At 71.9% G+C, this 13854-nt stretch carries 11 protein-coding genes and 1 pseudogene; 4 read left to right on the forward strand and 8 right to left on the reverse strand.

Annotation, left to right across the window (positions count from 1 at the left end; genetic code table 11):
• Window positions 1-24 precede the first annotated feature (24 nt).
• Both OG285_RS33110 and OG285_RS33115 read right to left on the reverse strand, forming a co-directional pair.
• On the reverse strand, window positions 25-1716 hold the full coding sequence (locus OG285_RS33110) for a DUF885 domain-containing protein (protein WP_371793156.1): 1692 nt from the start codon (window positions 1714-1716) through the stop codon (window positions 25-27).
• Window positions 1717-1782: 66 nt separating this feature from the next.
• On the reverse strand, window positions 1783-2256 hold the full coding sequence (locus OG285_RS33115; protein WP_356832306.1) for an Lrp/AsnC family transcriptional regulator: 474 nt from the start codon (window positions 2254-2256) through the stop codon (window positions 1783-1785).
• 59 nt (window positions 2257-2315) lie between these two features.
• On the opposite strand from OG285_RS33115, the gene OG285_RS33120 reads away from it, so the two are divergent.
• Window positions 2316-3554 carry a PLP-dependent aspartate aminotransferase family protein gene (locus OG285_RS33120; protein ID WP_371793157.1) on the forward strand — a complete coding sequence of 413 codons (1239 nt, stop codon included), beginning with the start codon at window positions 2316-2318 and terminating at the stop codon, window positions 3552-3554.
• On the opposite strand, the gene OG285_RS33125 is transcribed toward OG285_RS33120, so the two are convergent.
• Together OG285_RS33125 and OG285_RS33130 are read right to left on the reverse strand one after the other, a co-directional pair.
• Window positions 3445-4914, reverse strand: a complete 1470-nt coding sequence (locus tag OG285_RS33125) for a GNAT family N-acetyltransferase (protein WP_371793158.1) — start codon at window positions 4912-4914, stop codon at window positions 3445-3447. The genes OG285_RS33120 and OG285_RS33125 overlap by 110 nt on opposite strands.
• 186 nt (window positions 4915-5100) lie before the next feature.
• A complete protein-coding gene (locus OG285_RS33130; protein WP_371793159.1) occupies window positions 5101-6543 on the reverse strand; it encodes a PLP-dependent aminotransferase family protein in 1443 nt (480 codons plus the stop codon).
• 47 nt (window positions 6544-6590) lie between these two features.
• Here OG285_RS33130 and OG285_RS33135 point away from each other — a divergent pair.
• Window positions 6591-7379, forward strand: a pseudogene (locus OG285_RS33135) (EamA family transporter); the annotation flags it as partial.
• An 84-nt stretch (window positions 7380-7463) separates the two neighbouring features.
• On the opposite strand, the gene OG285_RS33140 reads toward OG285_RS33135, so the two are convergent.
• A complete protein-coding gene (locus OG285_RS33140; protein WP_371793160.1) occupies window positions 7464-8294 on the reverse strand; it encodes an alpha/beta fold hydrolase in 831 nt (276 codons plus the stop codon).
• Window positions 8295-8613: 319 nt separating this feature from the next.
• Between OG285_RS33140 and OG285_RS33145 the strand changes: the two genes are divergently transcribed.
• Together OG285_RS33145 and OG285_RS33150 are read left to right on the forward strand one after the other, a co-directional pair.
• A complete protein-coding gene (locus tag OG285_RS33145; protein WP_371793161.1) occupies window positions 8614-9498 on the forward strand; it encodes an RNA polymerase sigma-70 factor in 885 nt (294 codons plus the stop codon).
• 386 nt (window positions 9499-9884) lie between these two features.
• Window positions 9885-10652 (forward strand): GntR family transcriptional regulator, encoded by a 768-nt coding sequence (locus OG285_RS33150; RefSeq protein WP_371793162.1) that lies wholly within the window; start codon window positions 9885-9887, stop codon window positions 10650-10652.
• A gap of 109 nt (window positions 10653-10761) precedes the next feature.
• Here OG285_RS33150 and OG285_RS33155 read toward each other — a convergent pair whose 3' ends face one another.
• The 3 genes from OG285_RS33155 to OG285_RS33165 form a co-directional block, all read right to left on the reverse strand.
• Window positions 10762-11922 carry an ROK family protein gene (locus OG285_RS33155; protein ID WP_371793163.1) on the reverse strand — a complete coding sequence of 387 codons (1161 nt, stop codon included), beginning with the start codon at window positions 11920-11922 and terminating at the stop codon, window positions 10762-10764.
• 90 nt (window positions 11923-12012) lie between these two features.
• Window positions 12013-12663, reverse strand: a complete 651-nt coding sequence (locus OG285_RS33160; RefSeq protein ID WP_356832290.1) for a response regulator transcription factor — start codon at window positions 12661-12663, stop codon at window positions 12013-12015.
• Between the two features lie 4 nt (window positions 12664-12667).
• The gene (locus OG285_RS33165) at window positions 12668-13792 is read right to left on the reverse strand and encodes a sensor histidine kinase (RefSeq protein ID WP_371793164.1); all 1125 of its coding nucleotides are present in this window, start codon (window positions 13790-13792) and stop codon (window positions 12668-12670) included.
• Window positions 13793-13854 lie beyond the last annotated feature (62 nt).

Here is a 13854-nt window from a genome sequence, read left to right on the forward strand (position 1 = left end):
CGGCCCACGCCGGCACGTCCGTCCCTACAGCTTCGAAATCTCGTCCACCAGGTCGTCGAGCCCCAGGGACCCCTGTGACAGCGCGGCCATGTGCCAGGCCTTGGCGTCGAACGAGTCACCGTGCGCCTTGCGGGCGTTCTCCCGGCCCAGCAGCCAGGCACGCTCGCCCAGCTTGTATCCGATGGCCTGGCCCGGCATCGACAGATAGCGGATGAGCTCGCTCTCCACGAAATCGGCGGGCCGCCCGCTGTGGTTCCCGAAGAACTCCTGCGCCAGCTCCGGCGTCCAGCGCTCACCCGGGTGGAACGGCGCATCGGCCGGGATCTCCAGCTCCAGGTGCATACCGATGTCCACGATCACGCGGCAGGCGCGCATCATCTGCGCGTCCAGATATCCGAGCCTGCGCTCCGCGTCCGGCAGGAAGCCGAGCTCATCCATGAGGCGCTCGGCGTAGAGCGCCCAGCCCTCCGCGTTGGCGCTGACCATGCCGACACTCGCCTGGTAGCGGGAGAGCTGGTCCGCGACGTGCACCCACTGCGCCAGCTGGAGATGGTGCCCGGGGACGCCCTCGTGGTACCAGGTGGAGACCAGGTCGTACACCGGGAAGCGGTTCTCGCCCATGGTCGGCAGCCAAGTGCATCCGGGGCGCGAGAAGTCCTCGGACGGGGGCGTGTAGTACGGGGCTGCGGCGCCGCCGGGCGGTGCGATGCGGGACTCGACCTTCCGTACCCGGTCGGCGAGTTCGAAGTGGGTGCCGTCGAGCGCGTCCATCGCCTCCGTCATCAGCCCCTGGAGCCACTTCTGGACCTCGTCCACGCCCTCGATGTGGGTGCCGTGTTCATCCAGGTGCGCCAGCGCCTCCCACGGCCCGGCGCCCGGCAGGATCTTCTCGGCCTCGGTCTTCATCTCGGTCAGCAGCCGGTGGTATTCGGACCAGCCGTACGCGTACGCCTCGTCCAGATCCAGGTCGGTGCCGTTGAAGTAGCGCGACCAGCGGGCGTACCGCTCGCGGCCGACCGTGTCCGGTGCGTCCTCGACCGCCGGCGCGTAGACATCGCGCATCCAGTCGCGCAGCGAGGCCACGGCGCCGGTCGCGGCGCGGGCCGCGGAGTCCAGCTCCTTGCGCAGCGAATCCGGGCCCGCGGCGGCGAACTTCTCGAACCAGCCGGTGCCTTCCGCGCCGGACCCGGCCCACTCCGAGAGCTGGCCGATGAAGGTCTCGGTGGGGCGCGGACCGCCCAGCAGCCCGCGTTCGAGCCCGAGGGCCAGGGACTCGCGGTACCCGTCGAGCGCGGCGGGCACCCCGCCGAGCCGCTCGGCGACCGCCGACCAGTCCTCCTCGGTCTCTGCCGGTGTCACGGTGAACACCTCGCGCACGGCATGGGCCGGGGAGTGGATGTTGCTGACGGCGCGCAGCGCCTCGTCGGCCTCGTGGACGGCCAGTTCGGCGTTGAGCCGCTCGCGCAGCAGCCTGCCGCAGCGCCGCTCGGCATCGCTGTCCCCGCCCGGCCGGCGCTCCGCCGCGTCGAGTTCGGCCAGCGTCGTCCGCGCGAGGGCGGCGAGGGCGGCCTGCCCGGCGGGGGAGAAATCGGGGAGACCGCGGGAGCTCTCGCGCACTCCGAGATAGGTGCCGGTGATCGGGTCGAGAGCGATCAGGGAGTCGACGTAGGCGTCGGCGACCTGACGGGGCAGGGGGCTGCTGGGAATCTGTGACATGCGGACATCTTCGTACGGCGGCGAGTTCCGCGCCATCACTCTCCGGGCCGGCGCTCCCGGGGCCGGTCAGGCCGGTGGCAGCAGCGGCCCGCAGTCCCACTGCTGGAAGATCAGCCGGGTCTCCACCCGGGCCACCTCGCGGTGGGCCGTGAACTCGTCCAGGACCAGGCGCTGCAGGTCCGCGGTGTCCGCCACCGCCACATGCACCAGGTAGTCGTCCGGCCCCGTCAGATGGAAGAGGGCCCGCGACTCGGGCAGTCCCCGGATCCGCTCCACGAACGGGCCGACCAGCTCCCGGCGGTGCGGCCGTACCTGCACCGAGAGCAGCGCTTCGAGACCGCGCCCCAGTTTCGCCGGGTCGAGCCGCAGCTGATGGCCGAGGACCACTCCGGAGCGGCGCAGCCGGGCCACCCGGTCGAGGCAGGTCGACGCGGCGACCCCGACCTCGGCGGCCAGTTCCCGGTACGTGGTCCGGGCGTCGTTCTGCAGCAGGCGGAGCAGATGCAGATCGACCGGGTCGAGTACGACAGATTCGGCCATCGGCCGAACGTAACACGGGATTCTGGCCGAGCTGCCCGGCAGCTGTTCAGAGTTCCCCCATGGAATCCGATGCCCCGACCACATCCAGGACCCTGGCCACCGAAGCTGTGCACGCCGGACGCGAAGACCTCGCCGGTCTCGGCCTGCACGCCGTCCCGATCGATCTTTCGACGACGTACCCCTCGTACGACAGCAGGCAGGAGGCGGCCAGGCTCGACGAGTTCGCCGCCACCGGCGCCCGCCCGCAGGGGGCGCCGGTCTACGCCAGGCTCGACAACCCCACCACCGCACGTTTCGAGACGGCGCTCGCCCGGCTGGAAGGAGCCGAGAGCGCGGTGGCCTTCGCCAGTGGAATGGCCGCGCTCAGCGCGGTGCTGCTCGCCCGCGCGAGCCAGGGGCTGCGCCATGTTGTCGCGGTGCGCCCGCTGTACGGGTGCAGCGACCATCTGCTCACCGCGGGGCTGCTCGGCACCGAGGTGACCTGGACCGACCCGGCGGGCGTCGCCGACGCGATCCGTCCGGGGACCGGCCTGGTGATGGTCGAGACGCCGGCCAATCCGACCCTCGCGGAAATCGACATCCGGGCGCTGGCGCACTCCTGTGGTGCGGTGCCGCTGCTCGTCGACAGCACCTTCGCGACCCCGGTCCTGCAACGGCCGCTGGAGCACGGGGCGCGGATCGTCCTGCACAGCGCGACGAAGTACCTGGGCGGGCACGGCGATGTCCTGGCCGGTGTGGTGGCCTGTGACGAGGACTTCGCACGGGTGCTGCGGCAGCTGCGCTTCGCGACGGGCGGTGTCCTGCACCCGCTGTCCGGCTACCTGCTGCTGCGCGGTCTTTCGACCCTGCCGGTCAGAATGCGGGCCGCCGCCGGGACGGCCGCTGAGCTGTCCCGCCGACTGGCCGCCGACCCGAGGGTCGCGGCGGTCCATTATCCGAAGCTGGGCGGCGCCATGGTGGCCTTCGAGGTGCACGGCGATCCGCACCGGGTGATCGCGGGCGTACGGCTGATCACCCCGGCCGTCAGCCTCGGCAGCGTCGACACTCTCATCCAGCATCCCGCCTCCATCAGCCACCGCATTGTGGCCGAGGGAGACCGGCGGTCCGCAGGCGTGAGCGAGCAGTTGCTGCGGATGTCGGTGGGTCTGGAGGACGTGGACGATCTCTGGGCGGACCTGGACGGGGCGCTCAGTGGCCGCCCTGCTCGCTCGGCCCGTACGGCAGTTCACGCGGAAGGCCCGACGGCAGGTCGTGTGCCGGCCGGGCGTGCGCGGGCGTCGTCGCCAGCCGCGCGGTGATCACCAGGGTGCCTTCCTCGATCTGGTAGTCGAGGGGCAGCCCCAGGCCGCGCATCGCCGCCACCATCCCGGTGTTGGACGCCTGCGTCACCGCGTACACGCTCTCGCACCCGGTCTCCTCCGCCAGCTGGACCAGCCGTCCGAGCAGCTCGGAGCCGATACCGCGGCGCTGCCAGGCGTCCTCGACGAGCAGCGCGACCTCGGTCTCGTCGCCGTCCCACAGGAGGTGGCCGAGGCCGACGACGCGTCCTGAAGCCGTCTGCACGGCGAGGGTACGGCCGAAGCGAGGGCTCAGCAGATGGCCGAGATAGCGGTCCGCGTCGCCCACAGGGCCGTGGTAGCGCAGGCCAAGGGTCCGGTCGGTGCACCGGTCGTGCATCGCCCTGGCCGCCTCGGCGTCGTCGGGCCCCGCCCTGCGGACGGTGATCTCGTTGCCCTCGGGGAGGGTGAAGACATCCTGGCTGCGGGGCATCCGCGGGCCCAGGCGCGCGTCGAGTTCGATGAGGGCCCGGGCGCGCGCGAACTCCGTCGGGGTGAACGGCAGATGGGGCCGTTCGACTGTGATCGTGCCGCCGGAGGGATCGCGCAGCCGCATCACCCGCTCCTCCAGCACGCCCTCGTCGGGTGCGGAATCCTCGGCGGGTGCGCCGCCGACCGACACCGGGGGCAGCGAGTGGATGGTGCAACGGCCGAGCAACTGGCGAAGCGCCAAGGGAAGTTCGGCGGCGTCCAGGGCGGTGCGGGTGGCGAGGCCCAGGACGCGGGTCGGTGTGTCGACCAGGTCGTGGGCGTCCGCGCGCTCGATCCAGGTGTCGTGCCCGCCTGCCGCGGCGACCTCGTGGCCGAGCTGCCGGGACTGGAAGGAGGCGGGCGCGCGCAGCAGGAACTCGTCGACCGTGCCGTCGGCGAGCGGGTGCGTCTGGAGCGTCAGGATGTCGACCTGGTGACGGGCCAGCGCCGTGCACAGCGCGGCCAGGCTGCCGGGCTCGTCCCGTACGGTCGTCCGCATCCGCCACAGCACGGTCTCGGACCGCCCCATCTCGTGCGCGGCGCTGTCGCTGGCGCCGAGTACGGGCTCGTCGCGGGGCACACCGGACGTGGCGGCAGGGCCGCTCGCGCCCGACCGCCGGGGAGGTGGCGCGTGGCTGTGGCGCTGGGCCCACCACAGGTGGAACGCCGCCGTGCCGACGAGCGCCACCGCGGCGGCGATCAGGAGAACGGGGCCGTCGGGCCCGTGAGCGACGAGATTGGCTACGGCATCGGCGAGCGCGACGGCGGTGAACAGGGCGGCCAGTTCGATCAGGTCCCGTCGCCAGTGGTGCGGGCGGCGGGCGCTCTTCGCGGGATTCACATCGGTCATGCCCTCACTGTGACCGAGCGGTGTTGCGTGATCACGAACGCCCTGTGACTCATGGGTTAAGTGTGATTTTGGTTGATTGGGAACCTTTTTCCGCCGGGAAAGACGCGAAACGTCAGCCCCGGTGCCCCATGGTGATGCAGCTGCCATTGAACGTACCCCCTCACCCCAAGTGAACCGACAAGGGCCTCAATTGGTTCCTGCGAGCAGCCGGATACCGCGCTCGATCTCCGGCGGCGCCAGATGTGCGTATCCGAACACCAGATGTACGACGCCGTCCCGGGGGCGGGCGGTTCCGTAGCCGGACAGCGGCCGCACCGCGACACCGGCCCGGGCCGCCCGCTCCAGGAACCGGTCCTCCGGGCCGTACGCCTCCGGGAGCCGCGCGATGAGATGCAGTCCGGCGGCGATCCCGCTGACCGCGGCCCCCGGGACGTGTTCGCCGAGGGCCCGGACCAGGGCGTCCCGCCGGTCCCGGTAGGCGCGCTGGCAGCGCCGCAGCTGGCGGTCGTAGCCGCCGCTCCTGATGAACTCGGCCAGCAGGGCCTGGTCGATGACGGGATTGCCGAGATCCATGGTGCGCTTGCGGGCGACGATCTCGTCGGTGATCCACTCCGGGGCGACCAGCCAGCCCAGCCGAAGGCCGGGCGCGAGGGACTTGCTCACCGAACCGGTGTATGCGACACGGTCGGGATCGAGACCCTGGAGGGCCCCGACCGGCGCGCGGTCGTAACGGAAGTCACCGTCGTAGTCGTCCTCGATGACCAGCCCGTCCACCGAGCGCGCCCAGCCGAGGAGTTCGGAGCGGCGGGCCGGCGTGCAGGCGATGCCGGTGGGGAACTGGTGGGCGGGGGTGGCCGCCACGGCGCGCACTCCGCTCTCGGTGAGCGGGCCCGGAGCCGGCCCTTCCGCGTCGAGCGGCAGCGCCACGGTACGCAGCCCGGCGGCGGCGAAGAGGGCCGTGTGCTCGGGGCTGCCGGGATCCTCGGTACCGACGGCGCGCAGACCGCGCGCGTGGAGCGCCAGGCCGAGCAGGGTCGTCGCCTGCGCGACACCGGAACAGACCACGAGCCGCTCCGGATCGGCCACCACACCGCGACGCCGGGTGAGCAGCTCCGCCAGCGCCGTGCGCAGCTCGGGAAGGCCGCGCGGGTCCGGGTAGCCGAGTGCGTCGTGCGGCAGCCTCGTCAGTACGGACCGGTGGGCGGCGCTCCAGGCGGCGCGCGGGAAGAGCGAGAGATCGGGTGTCCCCGGGCGGAAGTCCACCTGTACGCCGGGCGCGCGCGGAGCTCTGTCCCGCGCACCGCTCACCGGGGCGCGCACGGAGCCGCCCACCCAGGTGCCCGCGCCGCGGCCGGTGCGCAGATAGCCCTCCGCGGTCAGCTGCTCGTACGCCTCGGTGACCAGACCGCGCGAAACGCCGAGGTCGGCCGCGAGCGCACGGCTGGACGGCAGCCGGGTCCCGGCCGGAAGCCGCCCGGCCCGGACCGCTGCCCGCAGTGCCTCCCGCAGCTCCCGCCCGCGACGGCGGGACGGCGCGGCCGCGACCGGCAGCAGCAGCTCCCAGGCCGGTGACGCGGCAGAGGGACGCACGGCCGGAACCTCGGGCGGATTGGTCCCCGATAACGTCATACGAGTGGACCCTAATACGGGCCACCGGCCCCCCTAGCGTCGTTCGCATGACATCAACTCCCTTGCGGGGAGCGCTCCTCGCGTCTCTCGCCTGTCTCCTGGTCGGCGGGTCGTTCACGGCCAACAGCGTGCTCGGCGACTACCCCTACGCGGGCGGCCAGGCCCTGCGGTACGCGCTGGCCGCCCTGTTGCTCCTGCCGCTGCTCGGGCGGGGCGGCCTGGCACGGCTGCGGGCGCTCGGCGCGGGCCAGTGGGGGCGTCTCGGCCTGCTCTCCGCCGTCGGGATGGTCGGGTTCAACCTGGCGGTGCTGGCCGCGGAACGGAGCGCGGAGCCGGCGGTCCCCGGTGTCCTCGTCGGCTGCGCGCCTGTCGTCGTCGCGGTGCTCGTGCCGCTGGCGGGCGGGCGGCGGCCGACCGGGCCCGTCCTCCTGGGCGCGCTTCTGGTGGCCGCGGGCGCCTTCGCGGTCCAGGGCTGGGGCCGGACCGACGCCATGGGGGTCGGCTGCTCGGCGGGCGCACTCGCGGGGGAGGTGGGCTTCGCGGTACTCGCCCCTCCGGTGCTACGGCCCCTCGGCCCGAAGCTGCTGTCCGCCACGGTGTGCGCGGTGGCGGCCCTCGAATCGGCCGGGCTCGGCATCGCCGTGGACGGACGCGGTTTTGTCCGTGCGCCGGACACCGCCGAGGCGGTGGCGCTCGGCTGGCAGGCGGTCGTGGTCACCGTCGTCGGCTTCGTCTGCTGGTACAGCGGGATGCGCCGGATCGGCGCCGAGCGGGCCACGCTGTTCTCCGGCCTGATCCCTGTGGCTGCCGCACTGACCGCGCCCCTGGTCGGCGCAGGGGGCTACGGCGCACCGCAGGCCGTGGGCAGCGCGCTGGTCGCGATGGGCGTGGTCCTCGGGTCCGGGGTGGCCCGACGCCGTTCAGCGGCTGGTGTCGAGAATGACGCGGGCCACCAGGGCGGGGTCGTCGCTCATCGGGACATGGCCGCAGCCGGGCAGCCGGACCAGCCGGGCGCCGGGGATGGTGCGCTTGGCCCGGATGCCCTGGCGGCGCAGCAGGATGCGGTCCTTCGTGCCCCAGGCCACGGTGACGGGTACGGCGCTCACCTCGGAGGTGAACAGCACGTCCCGGCCGGCGGCGAGCGTTTCGCCGAAGCCGGTCGCGGCGCGCAGCGCCCGGGTCTCGGCGACCACGGCCTCCGGTGAACGGCGGCCGGGCCGGGCGTAGATGGTGCCGGTGAGGGCCGCCCGCCCGGCCGCCGAGCGCGACAGCCGCTCCACAGCCGTGGGCGGCAGCAGCCGGGCGCCCTGCCGCATCGCCGTCAGCGTCGAGAACGCGTAACGCCGCTCGGCCGGAGTCCAGAAGCCGGCCGGGGAGAGGGCGGTCACCGACCGTACGAGCCTTCTGCTGCCCAGTTCCAGCGCGAGCAGACCGCCGAGCGAGTTCCCCGCCACATGGGGCCGTTGGACGCCGAGCGCCTCGCACATCGCGCCGAGTACGGGCACGACCGACGCGAGGTCGTACGGCACGCCGGCGGGCAGCGCGGGTGAGGCGCCGAACCCAGGCAGATCCACAGCGATCACCTCGCGCTCGGCGGCCAGGATGTGCACCACGGGATCCCATGCCTGCCGGTGGTGGCCTATGCCGTGCAGCAGCAGGAGCGGAACGCCGGATCCGGTGCGCTCGTACGCGACCGAGACCGGCTTCTGCCCCGTCGGGGTGTCGATCGTGAAGGAGACCTGGTCGGTCATGCTGCTGCTCCCTGGGGTGGGGGTCCCTGAGGGCAGGAACCAGCACTTAGACGATGCGTCAGTAACAATTACCCTTCAGTAGCTTGCACTTCAAGGGGGTGGCGCGAAAAGAGGTGGCGCGGAGAACGGGGCTGAGCGAAGAGCGGGCGGTGGAGGGGCGGAGTGAGAGGCGGGGTGGAGTGATGAACGGGGTGGCGCGAAGAACGCGGTGGCGCGACGAGAGCACCGTGCCTGCCAGGAGCGGGCGGCACGCAGTGGATCCGCTCTCCTGCGGCGATTCCTTCTGGACACGGGCGGGTCGGTCCGCTGGGATGGGGGAGTGGCGACCGACATGGCGACCGACCTCTTCGAAGAACACCGCTCCGTACTGGCCGGAGTGGCGTACCGCATGCTCGGCCGGGTTGCCGACGCCGAGGACGTCGTACAGGAGGCATGGCTCCGCTGGTCGGCGGCGGATCGCGGAGATGTGCGCGAACCGCGGGCCTTCCTCGTCCGTATCACGACCCGGCTGGCTCTCGACCGGCTCAGGCATGTGCAGTCGCGGCGCGAGGCGTATGTGGGGCCGTGGCTCCCCGAGCCGCTTGCCACGGACTTCGGTGCGGCCGTTCCCGACACCGCTGAGCAGGCCGTGCTCGCCGAGTCCGTGTCCTTCGCCGTTCTGGTGGTGCTGGAGTCGCTCTCTCCGCTGGAGCGTGCGGTGTTCGTGCTGCGGGAGGCCTTCGGATTCCCGTACGCGGAGATCGCCGTCGTGCTCGACCGGGGCGAGGCGGCCGTGCGCCAGCTCGCCGGGCGGGCCCGGCGTCATGTGGAGGAGCGCAAACCGCGGTACGACGTCGATCCGGCCGAACGCCGGGATCTCACCGAGCGGTTCCTCGCGGCGGCCGCGGGCGGGAACCTGGACGAGCTGCTGGCCCTGCTGACACCCGGAGTGCGTCTGGTGGGGGACAGTGGCGGCAAGTCCAAGGCGCCGCTGCGCGTCCTGGAGAGCGCGGACAAGGTGAGCCGCTTCCTGATCGGGATCGCGGAGAAGGGTGTCGAGGGCGTCGAGTTCCGCATCAGGGAGCTCAATGGGGCTCCGGCGATCGTGGTGCTCACGGGTGGCGCGGTGGATACCGTGGTGCAGGCCGAGATCAAGGACGGTCGGATCGCCGAGATCTATATCGTGCGCAACCCTGACAAACTCCTCCTGCTTTCTGCGGAGTAGAGCCTTTCAGCTCCCCCAGCAGGGGCGTACCCCTGTCCGGGGGCGGCCCCTGCCGGAAGGGTTCACCCTCGGCCCGTCCCGGGCCCCGTGCGCCGGATGCGTCGCGGGTCTCTTCGCTGTGCGCGGCCGCCGGGCACCGGCCGTGCGCGTTCGGCAGTTCGCCGGCAGCTGTCCGGTTCCGGCTGTCCGGCTGGCCTGAGTGGCCGACCGACCGATAACTTCCCGTGAACGCTCTGCGTCATGAACCGGATGCGCTCCGCTATCGGGCGAGGATTGGTCTTGACCAAGAAGAGGTGCCGCCCTACTCTCGCAGAGTTAGTGCAGGAACCTTTAATAAATAAGGCACAGAAAAGCCGCCGGGGACACGGCGATTGCGGAGGATCAGGGTGGGGACCACGCAGCTGGAATCGGTGCCGGAGCCGAAGTACTGGCACCTCAAGACCGTGCTCACTGACGCGCTGGACTCGGAATTCGCGGTCGGGGAGGTCCTTCCCAACGAGCGTGAACTGGCCGCGCGTTTCGGAGTCGCGCGCGCCACGCTGCGTCAGGCGCTGGAGCAGCTGGAGCTGGAAGGGCGTCTGCAGCGCCGCCGGGGGGTGGGTACCACGGTCGCCCCGCCGCGTGTCGGTGTCGACGTGTCGACTTCCCAGCAGACCTGGCCCGGAGCGTCGGACGACGCCTGGCAGCCCGTCGAGTGCGGCAGCGACGCCCCGCCGGCCGCCGTGGCCCGGCTGCTCGAGGCGGACGCCGGCGACGCGGTGCACACCGTACGCAGGATCCGGATGACGCACGGTCAGTCCGTCGCCACGGAGCTGGTGTACGTACCGGTTGCCTCCGTGCCCGAACTGTCCGCCATAGAAGCTCCGTCGGGCCCGGCGCGTGCTCGCGCCGTCCTGCGTGAGCTGCAGCATCTTGACCTCGACGGCCAGGATCGCGCGGTGGAGCTCGGATCGGCCCGCGCCGACGACGCAAAGGAACTCGACCGGTTGCCCGGCGCTCCGGTGCTCGTCGTCACCACCCGGTACATCGCGGGCGGCAAAACGGTCGCGGTGTCGGTGGCCACCTATCGGGCGGACACTTGCCGGCTCACCTTCGGCGACTCGGGCGACGTGGAGATCAGCGACCAACTGCCCGGTGGCAAGAAGGCCTCCTGACCCGGACGTCCATTGTCCGGGCGCAGGCCCCTGCCCGCTCCCGTCCCCGGTACCACGTGTGACGGGGGGCGTCCCCCGGTACCTCGTGTGACGGGTCCCGTCGCCGCACTCAGCGGCGGGCCGTCACCGTCTTCTCCACGGCGAAGAGCTCCTCCTCCACGTAGTCGAGCGCCAGCCGCAGCGCTCCGGTCGCCACTGCGGCCTCACCGAGCACGGACAGTGCGACCCGGGGCGGGCGCAGACAGTAGCGCGCCAACTCGCCCCGCAGCGGCTCCAGTACCCCGTCGAGCCCGGCCGCCCAGCCGCCGATCACCACCAGTTCCGGATCGAGCGCCAGCACCAGCGCCGCCACATCGTGGACCAGCCGCTGGATGAACCGCTCCACGGCGGCCCGGGCCCGGGTGTCGCCCTCTTTCGCATGCGTGAAGACCTCGGCGACCGCGAGTTCGTCCAGCGGGTGGAGGGGCTCGTCGGTCGTGGAGAGCAGCTTCTCGGGTGTGACTCCGCGGCCCAGCAGGTGCAGTGCGCCGATCTCACCCGCCGCGCCGCCGAAACCGCGGTGCAGCCGCCCGCCGATCAGCGATCCCGCCCCAGGGCTCAGCCCGGCGAGCACGAAGACGATGTCGTCGGAATCGGTCGCGGCGCCCTTCCAGTGCTCGGCCACGACTGCCGCGTTGGCGTCGTTCTCGACGAGGACCGGGCAGCGGAACGACCGCCGCAGCCTCTCGCCCAGCGCGAGCCCGGTCCAGTCGGGGAGTGCCGTGCCCAGTCGGACGGTTCCGTCCGCCTCGACGATGCCAGGGCTGCCGACCCCGACTGCGCGCAGCGTGCTGCGCGCGACTCCGGCCCGGCGCAGCACATCGGCCACCGTGCTCCGTACTCGCTCCAGCCGCTCGTCCGCCGGTGCTGTCTCGGGCACCGCGCGGGAACCGGAGCCGATGATCTCTCCGTCGAGACCCGAGACCAGGGCGGCGACCCGGTGCGGTCCGATCTCGATGCCCAGCAGATGCCCGGCCTCCGCACGGAAACGGAACCGCCGCGCCGGCCGTCCCTGGCGCCGGGTCTCGCCCTCCTCCCCGGGGGCGTCCTCGACGACGAGGCCGGCCGCCATCAGGCCTTCGATCACGCCTTCGACCGTCGGCCGCGAAAGGCCGGTGATTCGGGTGAGATCCGTCAGAGTCGGGAACACCTCGCCGCGCAGTGCGTGCAGCACCACGGAGGAGTTGATCCGTCGCAGCAACGAGGGATCCCCGCCGGTCAGCTGCCCCAACGTCTGTCCTCCCAGCTCAGCTCATGCGTGTGTGCCGGATGGTACCGGGTGACAGGTCGGGCGGCGAGTGGCTGCCGGGACGGCGGCGGGTCAGGCGGGCGCGACGAACCCGGACTCGTACGCGGCAATCACCGCTTGCGTACGGTCGCGGGCACCCAGCTTGGCCAGCACGGCGCTGACGTGGGACTTCACCGTCTCGGCGCCGATGATCAGCTGACCCGCGATCTCCGCGTTCGACAGGCCGCGCGCCATCAGCCGCAACACGGCGGCTTCCCGTTCGGTGAGAGCCGCCCGGTCCAGCGCCTCTCGCGCTGCCTTGTTGCCGTACTCGGCGGCGAGCGCCCGGACCGCTGCGGGGAACAGCAGCGACTCTCCCTCGGCGATCAGCCGCACCGCGTGGACGATCTCGGCGGGCCGGGCACGCTTCAGCAGGAATCCGTCCGCACCGGCGCGCAGCGCCTGATAGACGTACTCGTCGTTCTCGAAAGTCGTCACGACGAGGATCTTCGGCGGCGGCTGAAAGGACCGCAGTACTGCCCGAGTGGCCGCGATGCCGTCCAGCAGGGGCATCCGCACATCCATGGCCACCACATCGGGGCGCAGCCGGCGCACCAGCGGCACCACGGCCGCACCATCAGCGGCTTCGCCCACCACCTGAATGTCGCCCTGGGCTTCAAGTACGGCACGCAGCCCCGCACGTACGAGGGGTTCGTCGTCGACAAGCAGCACAGAGATCGGCACCCGGTCAGCCTAGGCCGTCGAGCGGCAACCGTGCATATACCCTCCAATCGCCCCCGTGCGGTCCCGTCTCCGCCGTCCCGCCGAGCAGTGCCGCGCGCTCCCGTATGCCGCGCAACCCGCTTCCGCCGTTGGACCGTCCAGCCGAACCGGTCAGTGGATTGGTCACCTCCAGGCTGAGCTGTCCGGCAACGACGGCGATCCGCACCCGCACGGGAACGGGGCCGGAGTGGCGCAGCACATTGGTCAGTGCCTCCTGCAGCATGCGGTATCCCTCCCGTGAGATCGGGCCGGGTACCAGTTCCACCGGACCACTCACCTCGGCGTCCACCTCCGCGCCCGAGCTGCGGGCCGATTCCAGAAGGCGGTCTGCCTCGCTGAGCGACGGGCGCTGCCCCAGCGGGGTCGCCACCTCGCGCAGGATGAGCAGTACCCGCTCCAGATCTTCCAGTGCCTCCCGTCCCGTCTCCTCGATGGCGGCCAGCGCCCGGTCGGTGAACGCCGGGTCGTTCGCGGCCCGGGCTGCGCCTGCCTGCACCACGGCCACGGTGAGGGCGTGACCGATGGAGTCGTGCAACTCCCTGGCGATGCGGTTGCGTTCGAGGAGTTGCTCCGTACGCTCCTCCAGTGCGGTCAAGCGCTGTCCCCGGGAAGGGCCGAGCAGCACGCGGGCGACAGCTGTGATCAGCGTGCCGGAAGCGACAACACAGACGGGTATCGCCAGGATCGGCAGGAGCGCGAGAAGGGCGTACCACCAGGGCCCGGCATCGAACAGCCGGAGGCTCAGAAACAGCAGCTGCACGGGAGCGAGCACACCCAGGACGCCTGAGACCAGCCGCGCTTCGAGCCACAGCACGGTACGCCAGCGATCCGCCCAAGTCAGGGACGGGGCAACCGAGATGGATGCTTCGGGCCGCTCCCGTTCGTCAGGTGTGAGCAGCAACTGGGCCTGCAGCGCCTCCTCCAGCCGGACGGCAGGGATCAGCCCGAGCGGAACGACGAGGAACACCGGCACGTAGAAGTGCTTCATGTCGATGAACAGCCACACGGCGACGAACGTGAGTGGGACGCAGACATGCAGCCATCGTGTGTAGGTGACCGGGCGAAGCAGCGGCCGAATGAGGCGGAACATGCCGTAATCGTGCCAGCCGGCCAGACTCCGGCGGCTCCCCCGCACGGGGGAGCGGATCCCCC

It is taken from the genome of Streptomyces sp. NBC_01471 (genome assembly GCF_041438865.1).
Taxonomy (GTDB): domain Bacteria; phylum Actinomycetota; class Actinomycetes; order Streptomycetales; family Streptomycetaceae; genus Streptomyces.

Bases quoted from the DNA above. Each gene is read 5' to 3' on its own strand.
- OG285_RS33110 (WP_371793156.1), bottom strand. From the start codon at position 1,716: ATGTCACAGATTCCCAGCAGCCCCCTGCCCCGTCAGGTCGCCGACGCC.
- OG285_RS33115 (WP_356832306.1), bottom strand. From the start codon at position 2,256: ATGGCCGAATCTGTCGTACTCGACCCGGTCGATCTGCATCTGCTCCGC.
- OG285_RS33120 (WP_371793157.1), top strand. From the start codon at position 2,316: ATGGAATCCGATGCCCCGACCACATCCAGGACCCTGGCCACCGAAGCT.
- OG285_RS33125 (WP_371793158.1), bottom strand. From the start codon at position 4,914: ATGACCGATGTGAATCCCGCGAAGAGCGCCCGCCGCCCGCACCACTGG.
- OG285_RS33130 (WP_371793159.1), bottom strand. From the start codon at position 6,543: ATGACGTTATCGGGGACCAATCCGCCCGAGGTTCCGGCCGTGCGTCCC.
- OG285_RS33140 (WP_371793160.1), bottom strand. From the start codon at position 8,294: ATGACCGACCAGGTCTCCTTCACGATCGACACCCCGACGGGGCAGAAG.
- OG285_RS33165 (WP_371793164.1), bottom strand. From the start codon at position 13,792: ATGTTCCGCCTCATTCGGCCGCTGCTTCGCCCGGTCACCTACACACGA.